24 protein-coding genes are annotated in these 22,558 nt (G+C 42.4%); all 24 read right to left on the minus strand.

Translation table 11 applies throughout. The features are described from left to right. Positions 1-693: 693 nt before the first annotated feature. The 24 genes from ACZ5XR_RS24715 to ACZ5XR_RS24830 all read right to left on the minus strand — a co-directional run bounded on the left by ACZ5XR_RS24715 (position 694) and on the right by ACZ5XR_RS24830 (position 22,283). Positions 694-1,479 carry an N-acetylmuramoyl-L-alanine amidase family protein gene (locus ACZ5XR_RS24715; protein ID WP_464499120.1) on the minus strand — a complete coding sequence of 262 codons (786 nt, stop codon included), beginning with the start codon at positions 1,477-1,479 and terminating at the stop codon, positions 694-696. After that, positions 1,479-2,099, minus strand: a complete 621-nt coding sequence (locus ACZ5XR_RS24720) for a YARHG domain-containing protein (RefSeq protein ID WP_464499121.1) — start codon at positions 2,097-2,099, stop codon at positions 1,479-1,481. Before ACZ5XR_RS24720 ends, ACZ5XR_RS24715 begins: the two co-directional genes overlap by 1 nt. A 196-nt stretch (positions 2,100-2,295) precedes the next feature. Further along, positions 2,296-2,580, minus strand: coding sequence for a hypothetical protein (locus ACZ5XR_RS24725; RefSeq protein ID WP_464499122.1), 285 nt, complete (start codon positions 2,578-2,580; stop codon positions 2,296-2,298). Between the two features lie 415 nt (positions 2,581-2,995). Beyond that, complete coding sequence (locus ACZ5XR_RS24730; protein WP_464499123.1) at positions 2,996-3,121, minus strand: hypothetical protein; 126 nt, start codon at positions 3,119-3,121, stop codon at positions 2,996-2,998. Positions 3,122-3,559: 438 nt separating this feature from the next. Continuing rightward, a complete protein-coding gene (locus ACZ5XR_RS24735; protein WP_464499124.1) occupies positions 3,560-4,174 on the minus strand; it encodes a MerR family transcriptional regulator in 615 nt (204 codons plus the stop codon). A gap of 258 nt (positions 4,175-4,432) precedes the next feature. Continuing rightward, positions 4,433-4,603 (minus strand): hypothetical protein, encoded by a 171-nt coding sequence (locus tag ACZ5XR_RS24740; RefSeq protein WP_464499125.1) that lies wholly within the window; start codon positions 4,601-4,603, stop codon positions 4,433-4,435. Positions 4,604-4,947: 344 nt separating this feature from the next. Further along, positions 4,948-6,126: an N-acetylmuramoyl-L-alanine amidase family protein gene (locus ACZ5XR_RS24745; RefSeq protein WP_464499126.1), complete on the minus strand. Its 1,179-nt coding sequence runs from the start codon at positions 6,124-6,126 to the stop codon at positions 4,948-4,950. A 152-nt stretch (positions 6,127-6,278) separates the two neighbouring features. Then, on the minus strand, positions 6,279-6,818 hold the full coding sequence (locus ACZ5XR_RS24750) for a GNAT family N-acetyltransferase (protein ID WP_464499127.1): 540 nt from the start codon (positions 6,816-6,818) through the stop codon (positions 6,279-6,281). A gap of 117 nt (positions 6,819-6,935) precedes the next feature. Then, positions 6,936-7,625 carry a hypothetical protein gene (locus ACZ5XR_RS24755; protein WP_464499128.1) on the minus strand — a complete coding sequence of 230 codons (690 nt, stop codon included), beginning with the start codon at positions 7,623-7,625 and terminating at the stop codon, positions 6,936-6,938. A 177-nt stretch (positions 7,626-7,802) separates the two neighbouring features. Continuing rightward, complete coding sequence (locus ACZ5XR_RS24760) at positions 7,803-8,030, minus strand: DUF1450 domain-containing protein (RefSeq protein ID WP_464499129.1); 228 nt, start codon at positions 8,028-8,030, stop codon at positions 7,803-7,805. A gap of 87 nt (positions 8,031-8,117) precedes the next feature. Then, positions 8,118-9,401, minus strand: coding sequence for a metal-dependent hydrolase family protein (locus ACZ5XR_RS24765; protein WP_464499130.1), 1,284 nt, complete (start codon positions 9,399-9,401; stop codon positions 8,118-8,120). 180 nt (positions 9,402-9,581) lie between these two features. Beyond that, positions 9,582-9,836, minus strand: coding sequence for a hypothetical protein (locus ACZ5XR_RS24770; RefSeq protein WP_464499131.1), 255 nt, complete (start codon positions 9,834-9,836; stop codon positions 9,582-9,584). An 83-nt stretch (positions 9,837-9,919) separates the two neighbouring features. Further along, entirely contained in the window at positions 9,920-10,828 is a 909-nt protein-coding gene (locus tag ACZ5XR_RS24775; protein WP_464499132.1) for a fumarylacetoacetate hydrolase family protein, read from the minus strand. A 39-nt stretch (positions 10,829-10,867) separates the two neighbouring features. Continuing rightward, a complete protein-coding gene (locus ACZ5XR_RS24780) occupies positions 10,868-11,644 on the minus strand; it encodes an alpha/beta fold hydrolase (RefSeq protein ID WP_464499133.1) in 777 nt (258 codons plus the stop codon). Positions 11,645-11,907: 263 nt separating this feature from the next. After that, positions 11,908-12,603 carry a FadR/GntR family transcriptional regulator gene (locus tag ACZ5XR_RS24785; protein WP_464499134.1) on the minus strand — a complete coding sequence of 232 codons (696 nt, stop codon included), beginning with the start codon at positions 12,601-12,603 and terminating at the stop codon, positions 11,908-11,910. A 273-nt stretch (positions 12,604-12,876) separates the two neighbouring features. Next, positions 12,877-13,119 (minus strand): hypothetical protein, encoded by a 243-nt coding sequence (locus ACZ5XR_RS24790; protein ID WP_464499135.1) that lies wholly within the window; start codon positions 13,117-13,119, stop codon positions 12,877-12,879. Positions 13,120-13,134: 15 nt separating this feature from the next. After that, positions 13,135-14,142: a hypothetical protein gene (locus ACZ5XR_RS24795; protein ID WP_464499136.1), complete on the minus strand. Its 1,008-nt coding sequence runs from the start codon at positions 14,140-14,142 to the stop codon at positions 13,135-13,137. 2 nt (positions 14,143-14,144) lie between these two features. Further along, entirely contained in the window at positions 14,145-14,483 is a 339-nt protein-coding gene (locus ACZ5XR_RS24800; protein WP_464499137.1) for a hypothetical protein, read from the minus strand. A gap of 49 nt (positions 14,484-14,532) precedes the next feature. Next, positions 14,533-14,700: a hypothetical protein gene (locus ACZ5XR_RS24805; protein ID WP_464499138.1), complete on the minus strand. Its 168-nt coding sequence runs from the start codon at positions 14,698-14,700 to the stop codon at positions 14,533-14,535. A 218-nt stretch (positions 14,701-14,918) separates the two neighbouring features. Beyond that, the gene (locus tag ACZ5XR_RS24810) at positions 14,919-17,099 is read right to left on the minus strand and encodes a malate synthase G (RefSeq protein WP_464499139.1); all 2,181 of its coding nucleotides are present in this window, start codon (positions 17,097-17,099) and stop codon (positions 14,919-14,921) included. Between the two features lie 367 nt (positions 17,100-17,466). After that, entirely contained in the window at positions 17,467-18,924 is a 1,458-nt protein-coding gene (locus tag ACZ5XR_RS24815) for an FAD-linked oxidase C-terminal domain-containing protein (RefSeq protein WP_464499140.1), read from the minus strand. Then, positions 18,921-20,246, minus strand: a complete 1,326-nt coding sequence (locus tag ACZ5XR_RS24820; RefSeq protein ID WP_464499141.1) for a (Fe-S)-binding protein — start codon at positions 20,244-20,246, stop codon at positions 18,921-18,923. The genes ACZ5XR_RS24815 and ACZ5XR_RS24820 overlap by 4 nt, the downstream gene beginning before the upstream one ends. Then, positions 20,246-21,565: an FAD-binding oxidoreductase gene (locus ACZ5XR_RS24825; protein WP_464499142.1), complete on the minus strand. Its 1,320-nt coding sequence runs from the start codon at positions 21,563-21,565 to the stop codon at positions 20,246-20,248. The genes ACZ5XR_RS24820 and ACZ5XR_RS24825 overlap by 1 nt, the downstream gene beginning before the upstream one ends. 25 nt (positions 21,566-21,590) lie before the next feature. Then, positions 21,591-22,283: a FadR/GntR family transcriptional regulator gene (locus ACZ5XR_RS24830; protein WP_464499143.1), complete on the minus strand. Its 693-nt coding sequence runs from the start codon at positions 22,281-22,283 to the stop codon at positions 21,591-21,593. Positions 22,284-22,558 lie beyond the last annotated feature (275 nt).

Genomic DNA, 22,558 nt, shown 5'->3' on the forward strand with positions numbered 1-22,558 from the left:
TTGGTTAGTTTATAGTCTACTTAACCTTCATTCTATTGTCTAGTTAAGTTTAACCTATTCAATAGGAAGAAAAATGGGGAAAAAGCGGACCATCTACTTATGAGAAATTCACTATTCGAGTCCTATGAAAAATAAAAAGTAGTAGGTGATGTAGCCTAACGGGTTTACTTGTGAGGTGCAAAACGGTAAATCACATAAATTTCACAACACAATTCACAGTATAGTGCACAGTCAAAAAGTCTTAGAGATGCAAATATCTCTAAGACTTTTTTGTTTTCAAGTTGTACAAGTTCATTAGACGCTAAAGCGAGTTTGATAAATAAGCGGAGAAATTCCTCTTAATTAAGAAATAACACCGAAAATAGCCTAAATAGACGGAAAGATTCCGACTATCGACTCAAAAAACGTTAAAAATGGGTAATTTTGCTTTGCTTAATCGGAAAACCTCCGCTTATATACCCCGAAACTAGCTCTATTCTGCAGTCTTACCGGAAAATTTCCGCTTATGTTAAATATCAGTATTTACTCAATTAAGGCATTAAAATTCGCCAAAATGTTGATAAACCAATAAAAAACGCACCGTGAATGATATTGTGAATTCAGGTGCGTTTTACAATGTTTGCATCTCTAAAGTAAACCCGTTAGATGTAGCTTTCTTTTTTCCTATTAATCGATGGCCCAATTTATCCAAGCTTATTTTTTATAACCAGTGAAACCGGCAATTCCACGAGAGATATCCCCCATTAAATGAGTAAGATAGGTTCGGTTCGAAAGATTTTGATCCTCGATCGGGTTGGTCATGAAGCCCATTTCGATTAAAACGGTAGGGACATGGGACCAGTTTGTCCCAGACAAATCGTCACGAAAGGAAATTCCCTTTACTATGACATTCCTATCAGCCTTTACGTTATCAAGAATCAGTTCGGAAGCCTTCAAACTCCCCTTGTAGATAGGTTTCGTATAAAGATTTTTGCTTGACGGGGTTAGGATCGAAAAACCTCTGACATTCCGATTGGTTGACCCGTCCGCATGAAGGCGAATAAACAATGCCGCCTTGGTGCGATTGGCCATTTCCGCTCTTTGTTTATTACTTACATTCACATTGTTCGTGGTTCGGGTATACACTACTGTAAAGCCTTTTTCCTCTAACAGTTTACCTAAAATAACAGAAGCCTCTAATGTCAGTTTATATTCAGGAGTCCCTGTTGTGATTCCCCTGGTTCCTCCCGTTACTTTCGGTTTTACCTGATTGGATCCTGGACCGATTTTTTCAGTCGATAAATCAGCCTTCTGCTGGTGGCCAGGGTCAATACAGATGATGAGAGGTTTCCTTTTAGGGATGGCTGCTATCGGTGGTGATGTCTTGTCAACTCTAGCTGGCGGTTCCGTTTTTTCAGCCTCCGTAACACAACCAAATGTGCTCAAAACCATCACAAGGATGAAAAAAACCGAACCATATCTTTTAAAAAAATGGGTCACTATAGACTATCCTCTTTCGCCTTTAGAATGGCTACATTTTGTTTTTCTACTTCACTTAAAGCGCCTTTAAAGGCTGGATCTGGATGATACCATGATTTACTTGCAAAATATTTTTGCAAATCCTTCGATTTAAAAATATATCCATGACGTGCGTAAATTTCATTTCTGGCTAACCGTAGCTGCCCTTTTGAAAGACTCGCCATGTCCTGATCATTCATCACTCTCTGATTACTCGCAGATAAAATATAATCTGTAGAAGAAAGAGTTGGAGTGTTATTAATTTTTTCTTTGGTAGTATTATGACCAGAAGCATCCTTTTTTACTGTAGCTTTATCTTTTGATTGGTTAACCGTAGTCGTGGCTGCCACATCCGTTTTAGGTTCATGCTTATGAGAACCTTTCACGATGAAGGAAAAAACACCTATGAGAAGCAGCAGACCAACAATCGATCCACCCACTGCCATGAATCTCTTTTTCCTCAAATAATATTTCTTTTTTTCTATCCGCGATTGTGGGCTTGAAGACATATTCTTGTTATCTTCGGCAACCCTGGCACCGCAGTTTGTACAGAATCGACTTGATTCAGATAATTTTTCATCACATTTCGGGCATAAAACCATTTAAACATCCCCTTTCCATTGAACATTCCTTACCATTCAATCAGTAAAGAACATCCAAAATACAATACTTTCATACATAAAATATTATAGTACAAAAAGAGGATGTAATTATTTCAATCAGATTATACTGATGTAACAGCAGCATTTCATTTCTGGGGTCATCCAGCGGGGGTCAGTCCCCCGCTGGTTTAAAGTGCTAAAATGGAAGAGTCCACATTGAATCAATATTTTTCAATTCTTGTGATTCTATTTCCTTAACTAATTCTGTAATCTCCTGATGACCGTTTACAATAATTCTTTCTAGTTCAATATAGTATGGCAGCTTTGTTCTTAGCTGCTGCCAGAATTCAAAAGCTACATGTTCAGGTTTTTTACCGCTTAATCTAAAAGAACCCTTCTGCGATATTCTGCTGCTTCCTGCTCTGTAGTGAATTTCAATGATTACGCTGGTATGCGCTGATTGTGATTGAATAGTGGTCATCTTCGTCTTCCTCAAAACTTTATTTATTTTATGCTTCTCTATCATGTTATAAATGTATACGATCAATTGAATATCCCTTGGAGTATATCCAATTTCATCAAATTTCTCAAATAGTTTAAACCCAGCAGATCAGGATAGACATAAAGCCTCACAAAACCAAAGAATGACCCTGCCAACAGATCTAGAGGGGCAGGCTGCTTTGACCGTCAATGCTCATTTTTCTTCTTCGCGGGCAATGCAGCCGCTTTGCTTTGACCGCTCATTCTCTTTTTTCCTCTTCATGGGCAATGCAGCCGCTTTGCTTTGACCTCTCATTCTCTTTTTTCCTCTTCACGGGCAATGCAGACGCTTTGCTTTGACCGCTCATTCTCTTTTTTCCTCTTCACGGGCAATGCAGCCGCTTTGCTTTGACCGCTCACGCTCTTTTTTCTTCTTCGCGGGCAATGGAACCGGGCTGCTTTGACCGTCTATGCTCCTTTTTACTCTTTACGGGCAATGCAGCCAGGCTGCTTTGACCGTCTATGCACTTCTTCTTAAGCAAATATAAAAAGCACCCTGAAAAGAGTGCTTTTTTGGCCCCCAAGCAATTCCATAACTTGTTGTCTTATTCTAGAGGTGTAAGTTCAGTAAGATTAACTAATACTGTTGTACGATCTTTTTGTATTTCACAAAGTCCACTTTCATAAATCCATACTATAACGTAAATCTTTGAATGATAAATTACTTTACTTCCTATTTCCGCGACCATGACTAAAAATCCCCCATAAGAGCTTGAGAGCCTTTATAAAAATACCAAACTATTTTACTAGCCTTCAATGGTAATTTAAGGGGATTGGTAGTTCGATAGTCATAAAATAATTACAAATATTTTGTAATCCGTCCCCACATTTATAATTTTGACAATCCAAATCTAAAAACAAAAAAGAGCTGCCCCATGCATGGCTGCCCTTTGTTTGTCCATTCCCTGCCCCCTCCTAACTCATTTCCACCATTGCCACCATTTCTTTTGATTGGCGGCGGCGATTTGTTTCAATGTTTCCTCTTCCATCGCTTTATATCGTGCTGTCTCAAGTTGTTCCATTTTTTCTATATACTTCAGAATTTGATTAATCATTTCTTCCTGTCTAGCATCCCTAATGGCCTTTTCCTTCAAATGGTTGATTAATTCTATGTTAATTTGCTCTAAATGTTCCATACCTTCCAGCAGTTTTTCATGATTACGATCCTGCTCTACAACCTGGTCATCTGTCTTCTGTAGTGGCACTACTTCTGGATTTGTATTCTGTGCCGGCACTGCTTCTGGATTTGTATTCTGTACCGGCACTGCTTCTGTATCAGTGATTGTTTCATTTTCTTCAGCAACCCATGTCATCGCTGCTTCAACTGAACGTTCCATTGTCATACCTTCCTGTTTACTAAATTCAATTAACTTGCTGAGCACCATAATGTCTTTTTCTAAATAGCTTCTATGGCCTCTATGATTACGTTGAACTTGATACCCACGCCCTTCTAAGAGAGTGGCATACTTCCGTAATGTATTTTTTTCTATTCCAAGCAATTCCTGTACGTCACTAGGTGAATATATTACTGTCATAACACAACACCTCCTTTATAACACTTCTCTACAACAGAAAAAATTCCTTTTTTTTCAGAAAATCTTTATACTTGCAAAAAAAAACTGCCTGGATCGGCAGCTTCATTTAAAATCTTTAAGTTTACACCAAAATTGATTGTTGCTGACTCGGATTAATCATATCATTGAAATCTCTGAGACAAAGAACAGGGATATGTTAATTTGTTAACATAAGTAGCAATTTTATTACAATATTATTTCATTGGTTTCCCACATTCTTTATGGCTTTAATTCATTATTAAAATGAACAAGTCGATCAAACTCTGCCACCATCCGGCGACACTTCATATCATTCTGTTTCCTGCGTCTCTCGACTGCCATTCTCACTGAATGATATCGACAATACATCTCATAGCCTACACCATTGGCACTCCACATCGCTTTTTCCATTTCGCTCGTGTACCTTAATTGTAAATGATTGATAACAATTCATTCCTTTCGGTTCTTTTCACAAGGGCGAGGTGTTTTTAACAACGTGTTCATCTTAACATTGATCTCCAGATCCCACAAAAGCGAAAAAACGGTGTATTTTACGGTATAAAGGGAATATCATCCATACTGAAAAAATAACACTAACATCCTTACAATCCCATCCATATCCTTCCATATGCGACATAACTTAATTATTAGGGTCTGTCAAAGGGCGTTTACTTCTTCCTCCCATTAAATGTGATAAGAGTTAAATTTATAGAGCAAAACAAAAAAGCTTGCAGATCACCGCAAGCTTTTTTTGTTTACCATAAAATCGATAAAGTATATCCATCATAGAAAACGTAATCGTCGTTATTGCTGCCATACATAGCCTGATGGACGAGGTTCTGTAAATCTGTTGAAGTACCAGTATATCCTAGATCTAATGCAACTGCCTGAAGAAGCACAGCATAGGAACCGTTTCCTTCTACAGCAGGATATTTCTGGTCGGGATTAAGATACCCAACATACGCATTGTTTTTGAAAAGATTATACGTACCATCAGCACCTGGTTTGGCCACAACACCCGCGGCCTGAATGTCACTCAAGGCTTTTAGGACCGGAGCGGTTGCCGCCGGCACTTTCGGAGACCAATTGATGGATACCGTTTTGCCATCATCAAAAACGTTATAATTGCTGGCATCTTCCTTTTGAACTTGGTCAACTAAGCTCTTTAATTCTACTGCCGTCGCTTGGAAGCCAAGGTCTAAAGCCATCTTTTCGAATAAAGAGGTGAATTGATTGTTTCCTTCTACGACACCGTAGACGGGATCAAAGTCGCCGATAGCGATGTTGCTTTTATAAAGATTATACGAGCCGTCTGATTGCACTTTTGCGACTACCCCAGCTGCGGTTGCATCATAGAGCGCTTTGTTTAACGGTGTAGACGGTTTTACTGCCCCGTCACTTCCAATGATTTTTCCGCTAATCATCGTATTGACGGCCATGATGCCAGTACTATAGAAGTAATATTGCTTTCCGCCAATGGTCTGCCAGCCGGTTTTCATGGCGCCAGTCGAATCGAAATAATACTTTTTGCCTACTATTGTAACCCAGCCCGTTTTCATAACACCTGTCGAATCAAAATAATACTTTTTGCCTGCTACGGTAACCCAGCCCGTTTTCATAACGCCTTTCGAATCAAAATAATACTTTTTGCTCGCTATCGTAACCCAGCCGGTTTTCATAACGCCTTTTGAATCAAAATAATATTTTTTGCCCGCTACCGTAACCCAGCCCTTCTTCATGATGCCTTTTGAATCAAAATAATACTTCTTTCCGCCAATTGTCAGCCAACCCGTCGCCTTTCCCTTAGCGGTATAGTAATACATATGACCGCTTACTGATTTCCATCCTGTTGATGTGGCTGCAAAAACAGTCGGATTGGTTGTTGAAATTCCCAATGCCAGCGCCAGAACAAAGATAGCCATCCGTTTTTTCATTCATTATCACCCTATTTTATGTATTAAAATCTACTAAAAAAAGTAAATCCTTCAACTATTATACTATAATATTAAATTCTTGAAAGTTTTTTCTGAATGGATTAAATAAAAAATCCACTCCTTCTTAATATAGAGTGGATCACATACAAAATTTATTCATTCGGATTTATGATGGCTAAAACCTGATGGTCTTCCCATTTGCCATTAATTTTAACATTGCTCTTGGAAATCCCTTCTTTTTCAAAACCCGCCTTTTCTAAAACTCGAATGGAACCGATGTTATGCGGCATAGCACCAGCTTCAATTCTATGCAATTTAAGCGTAGTAAATGCATAGTCTACAATTAGTTTTAAGGCTTCAGTGGCATATCCTTTACCATTATGATTCTTGCTTAAACTGTAACCGACGATGGCATTCTGTAATGAACCACGCAAAATACGAAAAAGTCCAATCGTTCCAATTAGTTCATCGTTATCTAATGTAATAATCCCAAAATTGTAATCACTATCATTTTGGGCCTTTTCTATTTTTTGCTGAATTAAGTCTTTTTGAAAATCGATCGTGTAAAAATTGGGAGAGCGTTTCATGGAATAGGTTTGAAAAAATTCTTGATTGTCTTTTTCTAATTGAAGAAGATCATTTGCATCATTTAATGTAAATAACCTTATATAGATATTTTGGGCTTTCAGCATCGTTTTTATCTCCAATATTAGTTTTTTACAATTTATATTATATCAGAAATTAGAGTGGTGACAGGCACAGAAAAAAGCTTGGGAACGATAATCCCCAAGCTTTTGGTATGCTGTATTTTATTTTTTAGCGCTTAGCTCTTTTTGCAATTCCTTAATTGAACGTTCTAATTGTTTATCAAATTTCTCTAGTGCAGCGTTAATAGCGGTTTTGTTTTTCTTTTGAACGGCTGTTTTTAAGGCCTTATAGATACCACGTTCGCCTTTATCTTTTTCAAATAGGGCTGCTATTTTCTTATGAGCTTGCTGTTTTGTTAATTTTCCTTCTTTCACTTGCTGTTTGATCGCTTCAATTTCTTTTTTATGAGCTTGGAAAAATGGATGATCTTGATCTTTAACATGCTCTTTTTTGAATAGGGCCTCTAATTTCTTATGCGCTTGTTTCTTCGTTAATTTTCCGTCTTTTACTTGCTGTTTAATAGCTTGAATTTCTTTTTTATGTGCTTGGTAAAATTTTTCATCTTGAGCTTTATCTTTTTGTCTTAATTGCTTCATTAAGCCTTTCTCAGTTGTAAGATCTTTTGTAAGTTGAGCCTTTAATTGAGGAGAAGCATATTGGTTAATAATCTTCGTAAGCTCTTTTTGCTTTTCCCCTTTTTCCCATTTATGATGCTCTCCTTTATGAACCGTCGTTTGCATCGTGGCGGACTTAGAGGTATCCGTTTTATGATTCGCTACGGCATTTCCTACTGTTGGTACTAAAATAGATGCTGCTAAAACAGGTACAATCAAACTTGATCTTACTCGCATTGTAATTCCTCCTAAATTTTCGATTTAAGATTTACAAGTCTCATTATGGGACATGTATCTTAATTATTTATGAAAGGAATTATTTCTTTTGGGAAAATGCACGTTAATTCTTTATTAAAGCAATGATAACTTTTTCTGAAAATTCCCTTAATGTCTTATAATGGAAGGATATACCCCCTAATCCAACTTCTCCAATATCTTCGAAACGATCAAATCATTATTTTTCTCCATTACAATTTCTTGATTGACGATCGCTACATTTAAATTTTCACAAAACATGCACAGTTTCATGCAATAGGTAGGAGTTATGGAGCACTCAATTTCTTTTTCCTCCAGTTTTTCTCGAATCTGTTCTTCTGATTGTTTGATTCGATTTCGGAAACAATACAAAATTCTTTCGGTCATCTTCTTCCTCATCCTTTATAAAACAAAGCCCCTTTTTCTGCAAAAAGCCAGGGAAAAAGGGGTTCGTTTGTCCATCACTATGAATCTTTATACTGCCGCCGTTTCAACTTTATGGCTGACTTCAAGTGTACGTACAACGTATTCGCCATCTTTCAGAATGACATTTAATTTACTGTGATCCTGCAGGATTGTAATATCATCCAGTGGATTTCCATCTACGACAAGCACATCAGCGAGCTTTCCAACTTCAATCGTACCGATTTGATCTTCCATTTCCATGATTTGGCCGCCGTATTTGGTAGCGGAAACAATGGCATCCATCGGCGTCATCCCGACCAGCTTAACGAAATGCTCTAAATCACGGGCATAACCGCCATGCGGGCACCATTTGAATCCATAGTCTCCGCCTGGTAAAACACGGACTCCCGCTTTATAAAGCCGGCTCATATTTTTTAGGGCAATTTGTAACCCTTCTGCATAACCCGTGGCATCAATCGCTTCTTGTCCAAAATAGTCAGCCCCATGCTCCAGTGTCGATACAAGCCAGTTTAAGCCTGGAACAACGAAGAGGCGATCTTTGTTAGCCACGACCATTTCAAAGACTTCATCATTAATAAAATCAGCATGGCCGATAATATCAACACCGGCATTTACACAAATTTTGACGGAGTCTGATGATCTGGCATGAGTATACACTCTTTTGCCGCGGGCATGGGCTTCTTCTACAGCGGCCCTTACTTCCTTATACGTGTACAGCGTCATTTCACCGCGTGCGTGGGCAGAAAGGCTTTCCCCGCTCACGTTCAATTTAACAAGGTCGGCCCCTTCTTTAAATAGACTTCGAGCCGTCCGGCGAACAGCATCTTCACCATCCGCAAGAATGGCCAGGCCGTGGACCCGAACATGGTTTGGCTGCAGGTCGACAAAGCTTCCTGTCGCTGAAACTTCCGCACCGTTGGCAAGCATCCGAGGTCCCGTTAAATCTCCGCGATTGATGGCATCGCGAATGGCAATGTCGACACGCCCTCTGGCAGCAGCGCTTACAGCCGAAGTAAATCCACTCTTAATCAACGTTTCAGCATTCAAGATAGCGCTAACCATCGTTTCTTCAATCGGTTTAAAATCAATATCCTGAATATAAAGGGCATCCTGCCAAGTTAAATGAGTATGTGCCTCCGTCATCCCCGGCATAATGGTTTTCCCATTTAATTCAATGATATCTACTTCATTTGAAGCATAGGTTTCAGGAACAGAAAGGTTTTTTCCTACTGCAGTGATTTTGTTCCCCTCAATGAGTACATCCACACCGTGCTTAACTTCATTTCCTGTTCCATCGATTAATAAGCCATTTTTTAATAATTTTGCTTTCATTCATGAAACCCCTTTCAAAAATGGAGATGAATTTTTATATGCTCAACACTTGTTCCCTAATACTCCCGGACAAGTTTTGAAACCAATATCGGATAGACTCTCAATGCAGTATTCGTGTTGTAGGATTATGGCAGTTTATGTGGGGAATTCGTGGTATCGATTGATCGTGATGGCAGCCTTTTATGATTCAAAAAAGCCCTCTAGTCCCGGATCAACCCGGACGGCTGGGACCTCATCGTCCCATTCGCATTGAACGAGATTATCACATTTTACATGGTACAAATTCATTTTTAGATTTTCATCATAATAGATTCCGAGAATGCGGTAAGGGGAAAGATTAGGTAAACACTTCGGGCAAAACCCCTTAGAAATCGCTTCTAATTGTTCCTCGGTATAATAGACAGTATTTTTGGCTAAAAGTAATTTATCTAACATGGGCTCTACCATCCTATCCTTGATTAGTATTGAAAAGGAAAGGGGAAGCCCCCCATCCTTTATTCCAACTCAAAACACGCCACTTATGAAACAACGTTCTTTAAGACTCCGAGTTTTTCAATCTCCACTTCTACTACATCGCCCTCATTCAAGAACTTAGGCGGGTCGAAACCAAGACCTACGCCTTTTGGTGTTCCGGTTGCGATGATATCTCCGGGCTTAAGCGTGACTCCACCGGAAAGCGTTTTGATAATAGTAGGAATATCGAAAATGAGGAGTCCCGTATTTGAATTCTGTCTTAACTCCCCATTCACCCGGCATTGGATATCGAGTTGAACCGGACGTTCGATCTCGTCTTCCGTCACGAGGAAGGGGCCCATTGGTGCAAAGGTATCGAGACTTTTTCCTAAAAACCATTGGCTATGCTGCTTTTGGAGGTCGCGGGCGGACACATCATTCAGGATGGTATAGCCAAAAATGTAGTCGTAGGCTTCATCCTCAGAGATGTTTGTCCCTTCTTTTCCAATGACGATAGCTAGCTCGGCTTCGTAATCCACCTTGTTCGTGACATGACGGTGGCTATTGATCTTTTGATTCGGACCAATAACCGTTGTGGTTGCCTTCGTAAAGACAATCGGATGTTTCGGAAGATTTTGTTCCTCTTCCATTGCGGCTGTATATTCCGCGGCATGCTCCCGATAATTTAGGCCTAAACAAATGATATCTCTCTTAGGCTGTTGAATCGGAGCTTCCAGCACGACTTCAGATAAAGGAAGAATCACTTTTCTATGAACTTCCGACTCCCTCCGGCTTATTTCTTTTAAGCGTACCAATGCTTCGGGGTCATCAATAACTCCCTGCAAGGTGTCCGGCAGGATGGCCGGTGAGTACAGTTGCTTTTCCGCCTCGACGGCATCAATGATGGAGGATTCGTCCGATGTTCTAAATCCATATTTCAAAACCCCGCTGTGTGAAAAAGATGCTAGATACATGTTCATTCTCCTTTTGTCGTTAAAATATGTAATTCTGAACTAAATCACATGCAAAAATCTTAAAATGGCTCCATTTACCTCATCCGGCTTTTCAATCGTGGCCCAATGTCCGCAATTTGGCAGAACAACCAGCTCGGCGTTAGGGAAGCTTTGATAAAGAGCTTTTTCCATCGGCAGCGGCGTCGTTTTATCTTCGTCCCCGGCAATGAGTAGGACAGGAACCGTTACTTCCTTGTGATGAATGGCCTTCGCTTCGGCAAGAGCTCGGCAGGATGCGGCATATCCTTCTGCGTCATTCTTCTGAAGTAAAGAGCGAACCAGTCCCATCGCCGCCTGATTGGTTTTGGAGGTAGCGGAGAACCCCCCTTCAAGAAGTGCATCGGCAATGGACTCCATTCCGTTCTCCCTTACCACCGTGGAACGATCGGCCAAAGCTTTTCTTGCTCCTTCCGGAGGTTCGGTAAATCCACCAACAAGCGTCAGGCTTTTGACGGCTTCCGGATAGGCTACCGCAAAATGCTCGGCCACCAGTGTGCCCATTGAATGAGCGACAATATGTGCACTTTCAATGGATTCGTGGTCTAAAAGCGCTTTCAAATCTTCAACAAAAAGCTCAATCGAATATTCCGGCCGTGATACATCCGTACGGCCTGAACCGCGCAGGTCATAGGCAACGGTTTTAAAGAAGCGGGAACATGCATTGACCTGGCTATGCCAAATATTCAGATCTCCCCCTAGACCATGGACAAAGACAACAGCTTCCCCTGCTCCTTTACTTTCAACATTAACTTGAATATCTCCAATTTGCTTTCTCATCACAAATCCTCCAATTCTATTACTCTATTAATTATTTTTTCAAATATTCTAACAAATATTATTTTATTATTTATTTTAAAATTGTCAATTATTTAAATATCATTTATTTTCCTACAAATTTCAACAAAAAAAGAGACTGTCCCATAACAAAGGGTCAGACCCCACTACATCAATATATAGCTGAACTTATCTTAAAAGCTATTTATTGAGTGTTGAGTGAGGGGGTCTGACCCTTAAGGTACGCCTCTTTTTAAATTGCTGATTTAATTGGAAAGGATAAACGCTAGCTCTTCTTGCAGTTCATACATCTTGCGCTGGGCTAGATTTTCATCGCGGCTGCAAATGGATAGCAGCAGCTCTTTATGGAGCCGTAAATAGTTTTCTGTTTCATCTTGGAGACGATCCAAGCTTTCGATCGTTGCATAACGATAATCTAATTGCACTTTAAACAACATTTGTAACATATTCACCAAAAGCTCATTATTGGAAGCTTCGTATATGCTCATATGAAATTCATAATCGGTCTGAGCCCAGGCATCTTTGTCCCCTAACGAATTTTCCAATCGATTATAGCGCTCTGTCATTTTTTCAATATCTGCTTGTTTCGCGTTCTTTGCAGCCAATTTCGCCGCAATCGGTTCGATGGCAAAGCCAAGTTCGTTTAGTTTAAATAAAAAGTCTCGATTATTTCCTGAATCCGATGCCCACGTTAATACATCCGTATCCCACCATTGCCACTCAGAACGTGGTGAAACAATCGTCCCTAATCTGGGGACGGATTTCACTAAACGCCGGGTGGCCAGTCCCTTATAGGCCTCACGAACCACGGTCCGGCTAACCCCATGGTTCTCACTCAATGTTTCGATTTTAGGCAAAGTATCCCCCGGTTTTATATCTCCATTAATAATTTGTTTTCCAAGTTCATGAATTACTTGATCGGTTAGATTATAAATAGCCACTATCAATTGGCCCCCCTTAAAACGCTAGATATCTATATCAAATCTACCTAATATTATACTAAAATTATAACATTATCTTCCAAAGAAGACCAACAATTCTAAATAAACTATGTTATTCGAATAATTATACTTTTTATTTTTATAAAATTCCATATCATTTTAATATACAAGAAAAGAGCATCCGGCAGGACCGGATGCTCTTTGTTACGATTCTATTCAATAAACATTACGAGGGTATCATAGTTGTAGGTTAATAATGGAGTATCCTAGAGATTATTTTCTCCAGAATAGGTCAATAAGAACAGCTACGATCGATGAGATTGCGACAAACATACCAACCACAAGCCAGCCTGTCGAGGAGTCTCCCGTCAGATTGGACCATCCGTTGGCGTAGATGATAGCAAGGGGAATCATCAGCAATACGCTGAGAACGATTAAACCGATTAATCGTCTAATCTTGAATGAATTTGTTACTTTAATATATTCGTAGATAAGGGCTGTTTCATCTTTTTGCATGTATTCTCCTCCTTGTTATCTTCGTGTGGCCAGTAATTCTTTTGGTTCGGTAATAATCAGAATCGCCCCAATGAACATCACGATGGAACCTATAATGACAATACTGCTAAACGGAACACCATAAACTGTCATCGAAAAGAAGGCGATAAAAAAGAATCCGAATGTCCCGGCCATCACGCCTCCGCGTACACCACCTGCATACGCAATGGCAATATAGTAACCCATGATGATCCAAATGGACCAGCCAATGCCGATAACCGCCCCATACGCGATCAATTTCGGATTGGAATAGACTAACCTGGCAATTTCGTGGGAGGCAGGAAACAAGAACCACATTAAAATAAAGCCGATGATATACGCGGCTCCGACCCGCCAAAATAAGAAGGATTCAGCTGGCATTAAGTCCGTTCCGGCCGCGATGGCGAAATTTTCAAATCCCCAGACTAAAGTGGCGAGAATAATAATCAGGACGCCGACAAACGCATAAACCCCATGAGTCGGTGATACCAATGCTCCGCCGGAGAGCACAATCCAAATGCCGATCCCCATCGCGAGCATTCCGACCCATGTCGACCACCGATTGATTTTTTCCTTATACAGCCAGGCCACAATCAAACCACCGACAACCCCGAATAATCCGCCAATAGGTCCGGCGATGGCCCCACCAATCAACACAACGGAGCAGGCATAACATAAATCTCCCAAGAATCCTCCTGTTGCTACAAAAAGGTTCCAGCCGGAGATACGGCTTCGAAACACCCTCCAAATGTCGCGATAGGCTCCTGAGATAAGCGCAAAGACGGTTACCCCCAGGAGTCCGAATGGTACTTGCAATAATACAACAATGGCAAAGGAGCCTGTAGGGTATTCCAGGTTGAAGGGAGCCTTTCCGGCGAGGACACCAAGCAATCCCAAGGCAAGTCCCAGGGCAGGCCCGGCCAAAATGGCATAAAGCATCCCCATTCTTGTTTTCTTTGAATCTGATTTGATGGATTTTTGTAAAGCGCTTTCAAAAGAGTGCATATTTACCCCCCTATCGCTGGATTCATTTGCAGGCTTTGAATCTCTTCTTTTTCAATGTTTAGATCTTGAAGAATGCCGGTAACATCTAATTGATACGAAATAAACGAATTGTGTCTGGATTGAAGGCGGTATTTTCTTAGCAGATAGCCATTTTCTTCACGTATGGCTAAAACGGATAGCCAGCCGATGTTGGCAAATCCCGTTAAATCATCGCGCATACTGCAAATGCTGGAACGCTCGTATCGACTCCTCAATAGATCATACAATTCATATTCCCAGATTCCCTCTTCGCCTGCTTCAAACAAAATGGCAGCTAATGCATACTTTAATGCTGGCTTCACATGAATCCCCCTCTGCATGGATTAATCAATCGGTCACCACTTTTAAGTATTATTTGGCATAGGCAGCTTTAAAAAATTCAGGCATCGTCATGCCGAAGATGATGCTCAGTACAATACCGAACACAAGAAAACAAATCGCCCATTTAAAAGAATTAAACAGAGGAAGGGACCCTGTTTCCAGCTCCACAGGGCTCATCTCATAGATATCACTTTTCATCGTCTCACCTCCTTTCAGTGAATTTTGGAGAGAAAACCAGATTAACACTATAATAAAGATTATAATATTATTAATCTGATTATTATAATAATTTAGAATTTTCGTAGAGTCAATCGTGTCTACTAGACAATTTTTGCAGGATTTTGGGACAAAAAAAACAAACAACCACAGGCCCATTTTTGTATGGGGGAAGGTTGTTTGTTTTGGGTCGATTATCTCTATTTTTTCACGGCGAATTTAGTCTTGGCTTCCGCCCGTCTGCGGTGAAGAATCGGCTCTGTATAGCCATTTGGCTGATCATAGCCTTTGAAAATCAAGTCGCAGGCTGCCTGGAATGCCACGGAGTCGTCAAAGTTCGGAGCCATGTTCCGATACAATGGATCTCCCGCATTTTGTTCATCCACCACTCCCGCCATGCGCTGTAGGGTTTCAAGAATTTGCGCTTTCGTACAAACCCCATGGTGAAGCCAGTTTGCCAAGTGCTGACTGGAAATCCGCAATGTGGCGCGATCTTCCATTAATCCCACGTTCTTGATATCCAACACTTTCGAGCAGCCAACCCCCTGGTCGACCCAGCGGACCACATAGCCTAATAGAGTTTGGCAGTTGTTGTTGAGCTCTTCCTGGATATCCTCTGGTGACCAAGAAGGAGTTTTAACCACCGGGAATTGTAGAATCTCTTCCAGGAAGTCACCAGTCTGATGAAGCATCCCGTTCTGCACTTTCTTGACATCCACCTCATGGTAGTGGAGGGCGTGCAGCGTCGCAGCCGTTGGAGACGGCACCCAAGCGGTATTGGCTCCGGTTTTGACATGGCCAATTTTTTGCTTGAGCATTTCCGCCATTAAATCCGGCATGGCCCACATCCCTTTGCCAATCTGGGCACGGCCGGTAAAACCGGTGGAAAGCCCGGCAACCACATTTGCTTGTTCATAGGCTTGCAGCCACCCAGATGATTTCATATCATTCTTGCGAATCATCGGACCCGCTTCCATGGAAGTATGAATTTCATCCCCAGTTCTGTCAAGGAACCCGGTATTAATAAACACAATCCGGCCTTTCACCTGTTTAATGCATGCCTTTAAGTTCAAACTGGTTCTTCTTTCTTCATCCATGACACCGACTTTCAAGGTATGGCGCTCCAGTCCAAGCAAATCCTCGACACGGTCAAACAGCTGATTGACAAAAGCCACTTCTTCCGAACCATGCATTTTCGGTTTTACGATATAGATCGAGCCCTTTTCCGAGTTTTGGTACCGGCCATTTCCCAAGAGCGAATGTTTAGCCACAAGACTGGTCAAAACGGCATCCAACATTCCTTCAAAAACTTCCTCACCGTTTTGATCGAGAATGGCGCTATTGGTCATCAAATGGCCAACATTTCGGACAAATTGCAGGGAACGTCCCTTCAACGAAAATTCCTCTCCATTTGGAGATAAGTAGCAGCGGTCCGGATTAAGCGTCCGGTTCACCGTTTTATTGCCCTTAACAAAGGCAGCAGACAGGGTTCCTTTCATCAGGCCCAGCCAGTTTCGATAAACCTGCACTTTGTCTTCTGCATCGACAGCCGCGACAGAATCTTCGCAGTCCATAATCGTTGTAATCGCCGATTCAAGGATAATATCCTTCACACCAGCCGCATCGGCTCGGCCAATCGGATGATTCCGGTCGATTTGGATTTCAAAATGCAGTCCATTATTTTTTAATAAAATCGCAGAAGGGTTTTCCACTGTTCCCTGATAACCGACAAATTTTGCTTCGTCGACTAGTCCTGTCACTCGGCCGTTTCGTAAAGCCACATTTAGTTTGCCATCTGCTACCGTGTAGGAAACGGCATCCTTATGAGAGGCATCCTTTAATGGAGCGGATTGCTCCAAAAAATTCCTGGCAAACGCGATGACCTTTGCACCGCGGACAGGGTTGTAGCCGCCTCGACGAGTCGCACCATCCTCGTCACTGATGACATCCGTTCCGTAAAGGGCATCATACAGACTTCCCCAACGGGCGTTGGCTGCATTGAGGCAATAGCGGGCATTATTGACCGGTACCACCAACTGCGGGCCGGCCTGTATGGAGATTTCTTCATCGACATTCGCCGTCGTAATCTCAAAATCTTCTACTTCCGGTTCAAGATAGCCGATTTCCTTTAAAAATGATTGATAGGATTGGAAGTCAACGTTTTCTCTGTTTTCGCGATGCCATGCATTCAGTTTGGCTTGAAGTTCATCACGAACCGCTAGCAGTTCCTTGTTTTTAGGGGTTAACTCGCGGATTAACCTGTCAAAGCCGGACCAAAATGAAGCGGCATCTACTTCGCTTCCCGGAAGGGCTTCCGAATTAATAAATTCATAGAGTTCCTGAGCTACTTGCAGATTTCCTCTTTTCACATAGTTTGTCATCGTCCGTTTTTCCTCCTTGTTTTCTCAAGATTTGGCTGTTTTCGTAAACTTTGCCGCTATTTTACCAATAGGCACAGTTATAACTGAATGTTGATTTCCGTGTGTTTGAAAAAATAAACGTAAAATTCCGTTTAAATCGGGAAATACCCATATTTCCTTAAAAATAAAGGGAGTTTTTCCGTTTATATGATCCAAATCTTTAGATTTTGTCTTATTTTGAGCAGTTAATCGGAATATCTCCGCTTATATCTGCTTCTTAAGCTACCTCTAGATACATTAACCGGAAATTCTCCGCCTATAGATTCCCATACCTACACGAAAATCAACAATGAATCATAACAGAACCAATCTTCTTTTAGAATATAGACTAAGATTTTGATAAATTTGCCGTTTCTCTTTTCATTTCCACACATCGTCCTGGCATCGGGAATAGTTTTCCTGCATTTAGTAGATGATCCGGATTGAACACCTCGCGAATATCCGTTTGTGCGATAATTTCCTCATCTGTAAAGACAAAGCGCATTTCTTCTCTTTTTTCAATGCCGACTCCATGCTCACCGGTGATGGTGCCGCCTACATCTGCACAAACCTGCAGACAGGCACTGCCAGCTTCCAAAGCCTTTTCACTCTGCCCGGGAATTCTGGCATCGAAGAGAACTAACGGGTGGAGATTCCCGTCCCCTGCATGAAAAATATTCGCGATGAGCAGGCCGGATTCCTCGCTTATTTGATTAATTCTTTTTAGAACCTCCGGCAACTTGCTCCGGGGGATCACACCGTCCTGGACTAAATAATCCGGCGAAATCGCCCCCATTGCCCCAAAACCCGTTTTCCGGTTCGCCCACCATCTGCCGCGTTCGGCCTCATCCTTTGCGGCCCTCACTTCACGCACATTTCTTTTTTGGCAAACCTCCAGGATATGATTAATTTGTTCGTCTAATCCTGCTGAAATCCCATCCACTTCAATAAGGAGCAAGGCTTCGATATCCTTTGGATGTCCCACGGGGAATGCTGCCGCTTCTACCCCTTCAATGGCCGTTTTGTCCATCATTTCCAGTGCAGCCGGAACAATCCCGGCTGAAATAATATCAGACACCGCCTGACTGCCGTCTTCTACTTTATCAAAATAAGCCAACACCGTTTTCTTTGCTTCCGGGTCTTTCACAATGCGCACCGTTATTTTCGTGACAATCCCCAATGTCCCCTCAGACCCTGTTAACAGGCCGAGCAAATCATAGCCCGGTTCATCCGGAATGCCATTCGCTCCAATTTCAATAATATCACCGTTCGGCAGCACCACCTCTAGTCCGTAAATATGGTTGGTGGTCACCCCATATTTAAGGCAGTGGGCACCACCCGCATTTTCGGCCACATTCCCACCTATTGTACAACAATACTGACTTGATGGGTCGGGAGCGTAGTAATAGCCCCGATCTGAAATGGAGTTTGTCAGCTTTAAATTGACGAAACCCGGCTGGACGACCGCACGTCTATTCTCAAAGTCTACACTTAGCAGCTTCTTCATGCGAACCAGACTAATGATCACTTCTCCATTTAAGGGAATGGCCCCTCCGCTTAAGCCGGTTCCGGCACCGCGGGCCAGGAATGGCAGCTGATGCTTGGCGCAATATTTCACAACGGCTGCGACTTCTTCAGTGCTTTTCGGAAAAACAACCGCTTTGGGCAAATGCCTGTGTAAGGTGAAGCCATCGCAATCATAAGCGATGAGATCTTCCTTTTGGTAAAGGATGGAGCCGGGACCGCCTACAATGTTGGCCAAATTCAATATATGCCGATCATTTGATTTCATTCCCTTGACCCTCATGATCCTTCCCCCTTGCCGTCTTCTTTTTGATAAGCCCAGTCGAGCAGCTGAACGGTATGGACGATTTTTTGATTTCTTCCGGCCTTTTGTACGCCCATGGCCATCTGGAGCATGCACCCCGGGTTTCCCATCGAGATCATTTCCACCTCTTCCGGGACATTTTGCATTTTACTATCAAGGACAGCTGCGGCCATTTCCGGATTCGTTATATTGTAAATTCCTGCACTGCCGCAGCAACGGTCCGAATTGGGCATATGGACCATTTCCACTCCCGGAATATGGAGCAGCAGATCGCGCGGTTCCTGCCGGATTCCCTGTCCATGGGCCAAATGGCAGGCATCATGATAGGAAATCTTTGTTTTTAACTCCGCTTTTGGAATCTCGTAGCCGGTATCATACAAGTACTTGGAAATGTCCTCGATCTTGGCTGCGAATTCTTCTGCTTTTTGATGCCACTCCGGGTCATCACGGAACAATTCGGGATATTCCTTTAGGGCACAACCACAGCCTGCCGCGTTGACAATCACTTTCTCGGCCTCTTGAAAAGCTTCAATATTTTGTTTGGCGAGCTTTCTACCGGTATCACGGTCACCTGCATGAACATGGAGTGCCCCACAGCAGGTTTGGTTCTTGGGGATCGTCACGTCATTTCCATTTCGAGTTAATACATTGATTGTTGCTTCATTAATATCGCTGAACATCACATCCATCACACAGCCCGTTAAAAAAGCGACCTCATTCTTGGTTGTGCCCTTCGCTTTAATGACGTTTTTATATTTTTTACGTACCGGTTCTTTCACTTCGGGCATAATCGCTTCCATGTCCACGAGATGCTGCGGCAGGATATTGATCAGCTTTGTCTTGCGGACTACCTTTTGTAAACCGCTTTTTTGATAAAATTTGAGCAGGCTTCCGAGTTGATTCAGCCGGTTTTGATCCGGGAACACCCCTTGCAGGAGCATCTTGCTTACCGCTCCTTTTAATCCAGTTAACGGTATGGCCTGGCGAACTTGGCCGCGGGCCTCTTCAATCAGGCCACCAACTTCCACATCGGCGGGACAGGCAGTTGTACAAGCTCGGCAGTCAAGACAGGCAAAAACAGGATCTTGAAACCATTCATTGACATTGAGTTTTCCTTCCGCCACCGATTTAATCAAATGGACGCGTCCTCGCGGGGAATGCTGCTCCTGGCCTGTAATTTCATAAGTGGGGCATGATTCCAAACACATGCCGCAATGAACACAATCCGCCCATTTGCTTTCATCCGGGTGATCCTTAATGGAAAAATTACTAACACCGGTTGCGCAGAAATTACTCATCATCAAATCCCTCCCACAAATCGCTTAGGATTAAGGACGCGATTCGGATCCACCTTGGATTTGATCCCTTCCAAGAGGAAGAAATGCGCAGGTTTTTTACCCCAAGTATCTACTTCCAGTCGTAAGGCAAACGGCAGATGTGTAACGACCGTGTACCCGCCAAGTCCTGTTACCGTTTCCCTCATTTGCCGTATGGCGGAGAGGATATCTTCCTTTGCACCCTTCAGGTGTATCTGACATAAGCCGTGGCCCAATCCACCATGGGCCTTGATTTGTAAATTGTGAGAATCACTAAGGAGATGACTTTCTTTTATCATGTGGGTTACATCTGTGCTCTGAACACCAATTTTCAAAGAAGCCTGAGTTGAAATGCTGTCATCTGTTGAGGAATAAGAGGAGTGTGAGTAAAATTGGTGCCAAAATAATTGTGCATCCTGTCCGGCCTGAATGTTCAATTCCGTATGCTCCGGTTGGATTCTTTGGAGATTATTTTCCTGATAGCGAACCGCTGTCTCGACATCTTCGAGCCCAATTGCAAGCGTGTAACAGCTTTTGCCGGTTAAGGTTCCGGCCAATGTTGGACTTAGCAGCTCCAGCGTGACTGGCTCCATTTTCGTATCAAGGAGCTTGCCGGCAAACGCCCGGATTTCTTCCGCATTTCCTTGCGGGAAACTTACTAGAATCAGACTTTCATATTTAGGCAGCGGACGGAGTTTCATGGTTACCTCGGAGATCACGCCCAGCGTCCCCATCGAACCGATAAATAATTTGTTCATGTCATAGCCTGCCACATTTTTGACCACTCTTCCGCCGGTGCGAATCACTTTGCCATCCGGGTAAACGATTCGCAGCCCGATGACAATATCCCTTGATGAGCCATAGCCCAGCCGCTTGGGACCGCTATCGTTAGAGGCAACGATTCCCCCCATAGTAGCCGACTCTGGGCAGGAAGGATCGAGCGCGATTTTTTGATGATAGGGCGCCAAATACTCTTGCAATTCCTTAAAATTAGTTCCAGCCTTCACGGTTAACGTCATGTCGCCGGCAACATGCTCCACAATGCCTTTATAGTTCGCTAGAGATAGCAAAATATCGGCTGATTCGGTCAAACCGCCAAACCCTCTTTTGGATCCACTGCCTTCAACGAATACCTTTTTGCCACGGTCATTGGAGTATTTTAGAACGGCAGCGATTTCTTCCTCTGTTTGCGGAAAAACCCTCACCATTCCGCTATTCCCTAGCGGATGATTTCTCTCCCCTTCCATCACCTGCCCAGTTGATAAAAGAGCTTTTAAATTTGTTAAAAGTTCTGTTGCAATCAAAAAATCGACACCTCCAGCATTTCTATTACTGACCTTGATGAATGACATGACTGTTCAAAAGCTCTTTTTCAACAAAATCCAAGTGCTCCAGCATCACCTGTTTCGCTTTTAGAGGATTCCTCAGCTTAATGGATTGATAGATTTCCAAATGCTGGTTTTCGATCATCTGAGCTGTGGCTGGATTTTTCTCGATAGAGTGGTAAAGATCGATCATGGCGTTTTTCATTGTCTTCGTGATATGCTGCATCAGCTGGACGATCATTTCATTACCTGCCGCTTTGGCGATGGCGGTATGTAATTGATAATCCGCTTCCCACCCCTTCATGGATGGAGTGGAAAAAATCACATCCATTACATGCAAATCCTCCTCTGTACAATGAACGGCCGCCATTTCAGCGATTCCCACTTCCAAAAGCTTTCTGACCTGATAAAGTTCACTGATATCCTTGGGACTTGTAAGCAATAGATGATGATGAAAGAACCCGGATGATTCTTGGATATAAGCTCCTTCCCCCTGCTTTACATTCACCATGCCTTTCCCTTTTAATGTGGTGATGGCGTCGCGGACAGCGGAACGGCCCACACCAAACAGCTCGCATAGTTCCCTGACAGAAGGAAGCTTTTCCCCCGTTTGAAACGTTCCAGACCGGATCATGTCTTCAATTTGCTCTGCTACCGAATCGGACACTTTCTTGACCGGGATTTTTTTTACCTGCACACATCTACCCCCTTTCATTCAGTTATCACATATCAGATAAGCTAACCTTATTAAATCACCATTAATTTCAAAATACAATAAATTTTCAGAATTTAATTTTCACCTTGGCGGATAAGAGCAATTTCGACGTTATTCCCTATTAATCAATCGTTTGATTAAATTTCGCGGAAGGGTCATCATGACAGGAAATTTCGGATCAAGCTTGTGAGAGAATTGTCGAAGGACGCGGTCAAAACTGATTCGCTGATAAATTGCGAGGATTCGCTGATAAGTAG

The organism is Neobacillus sp. Fa239 (assembly GCF_055395235.1).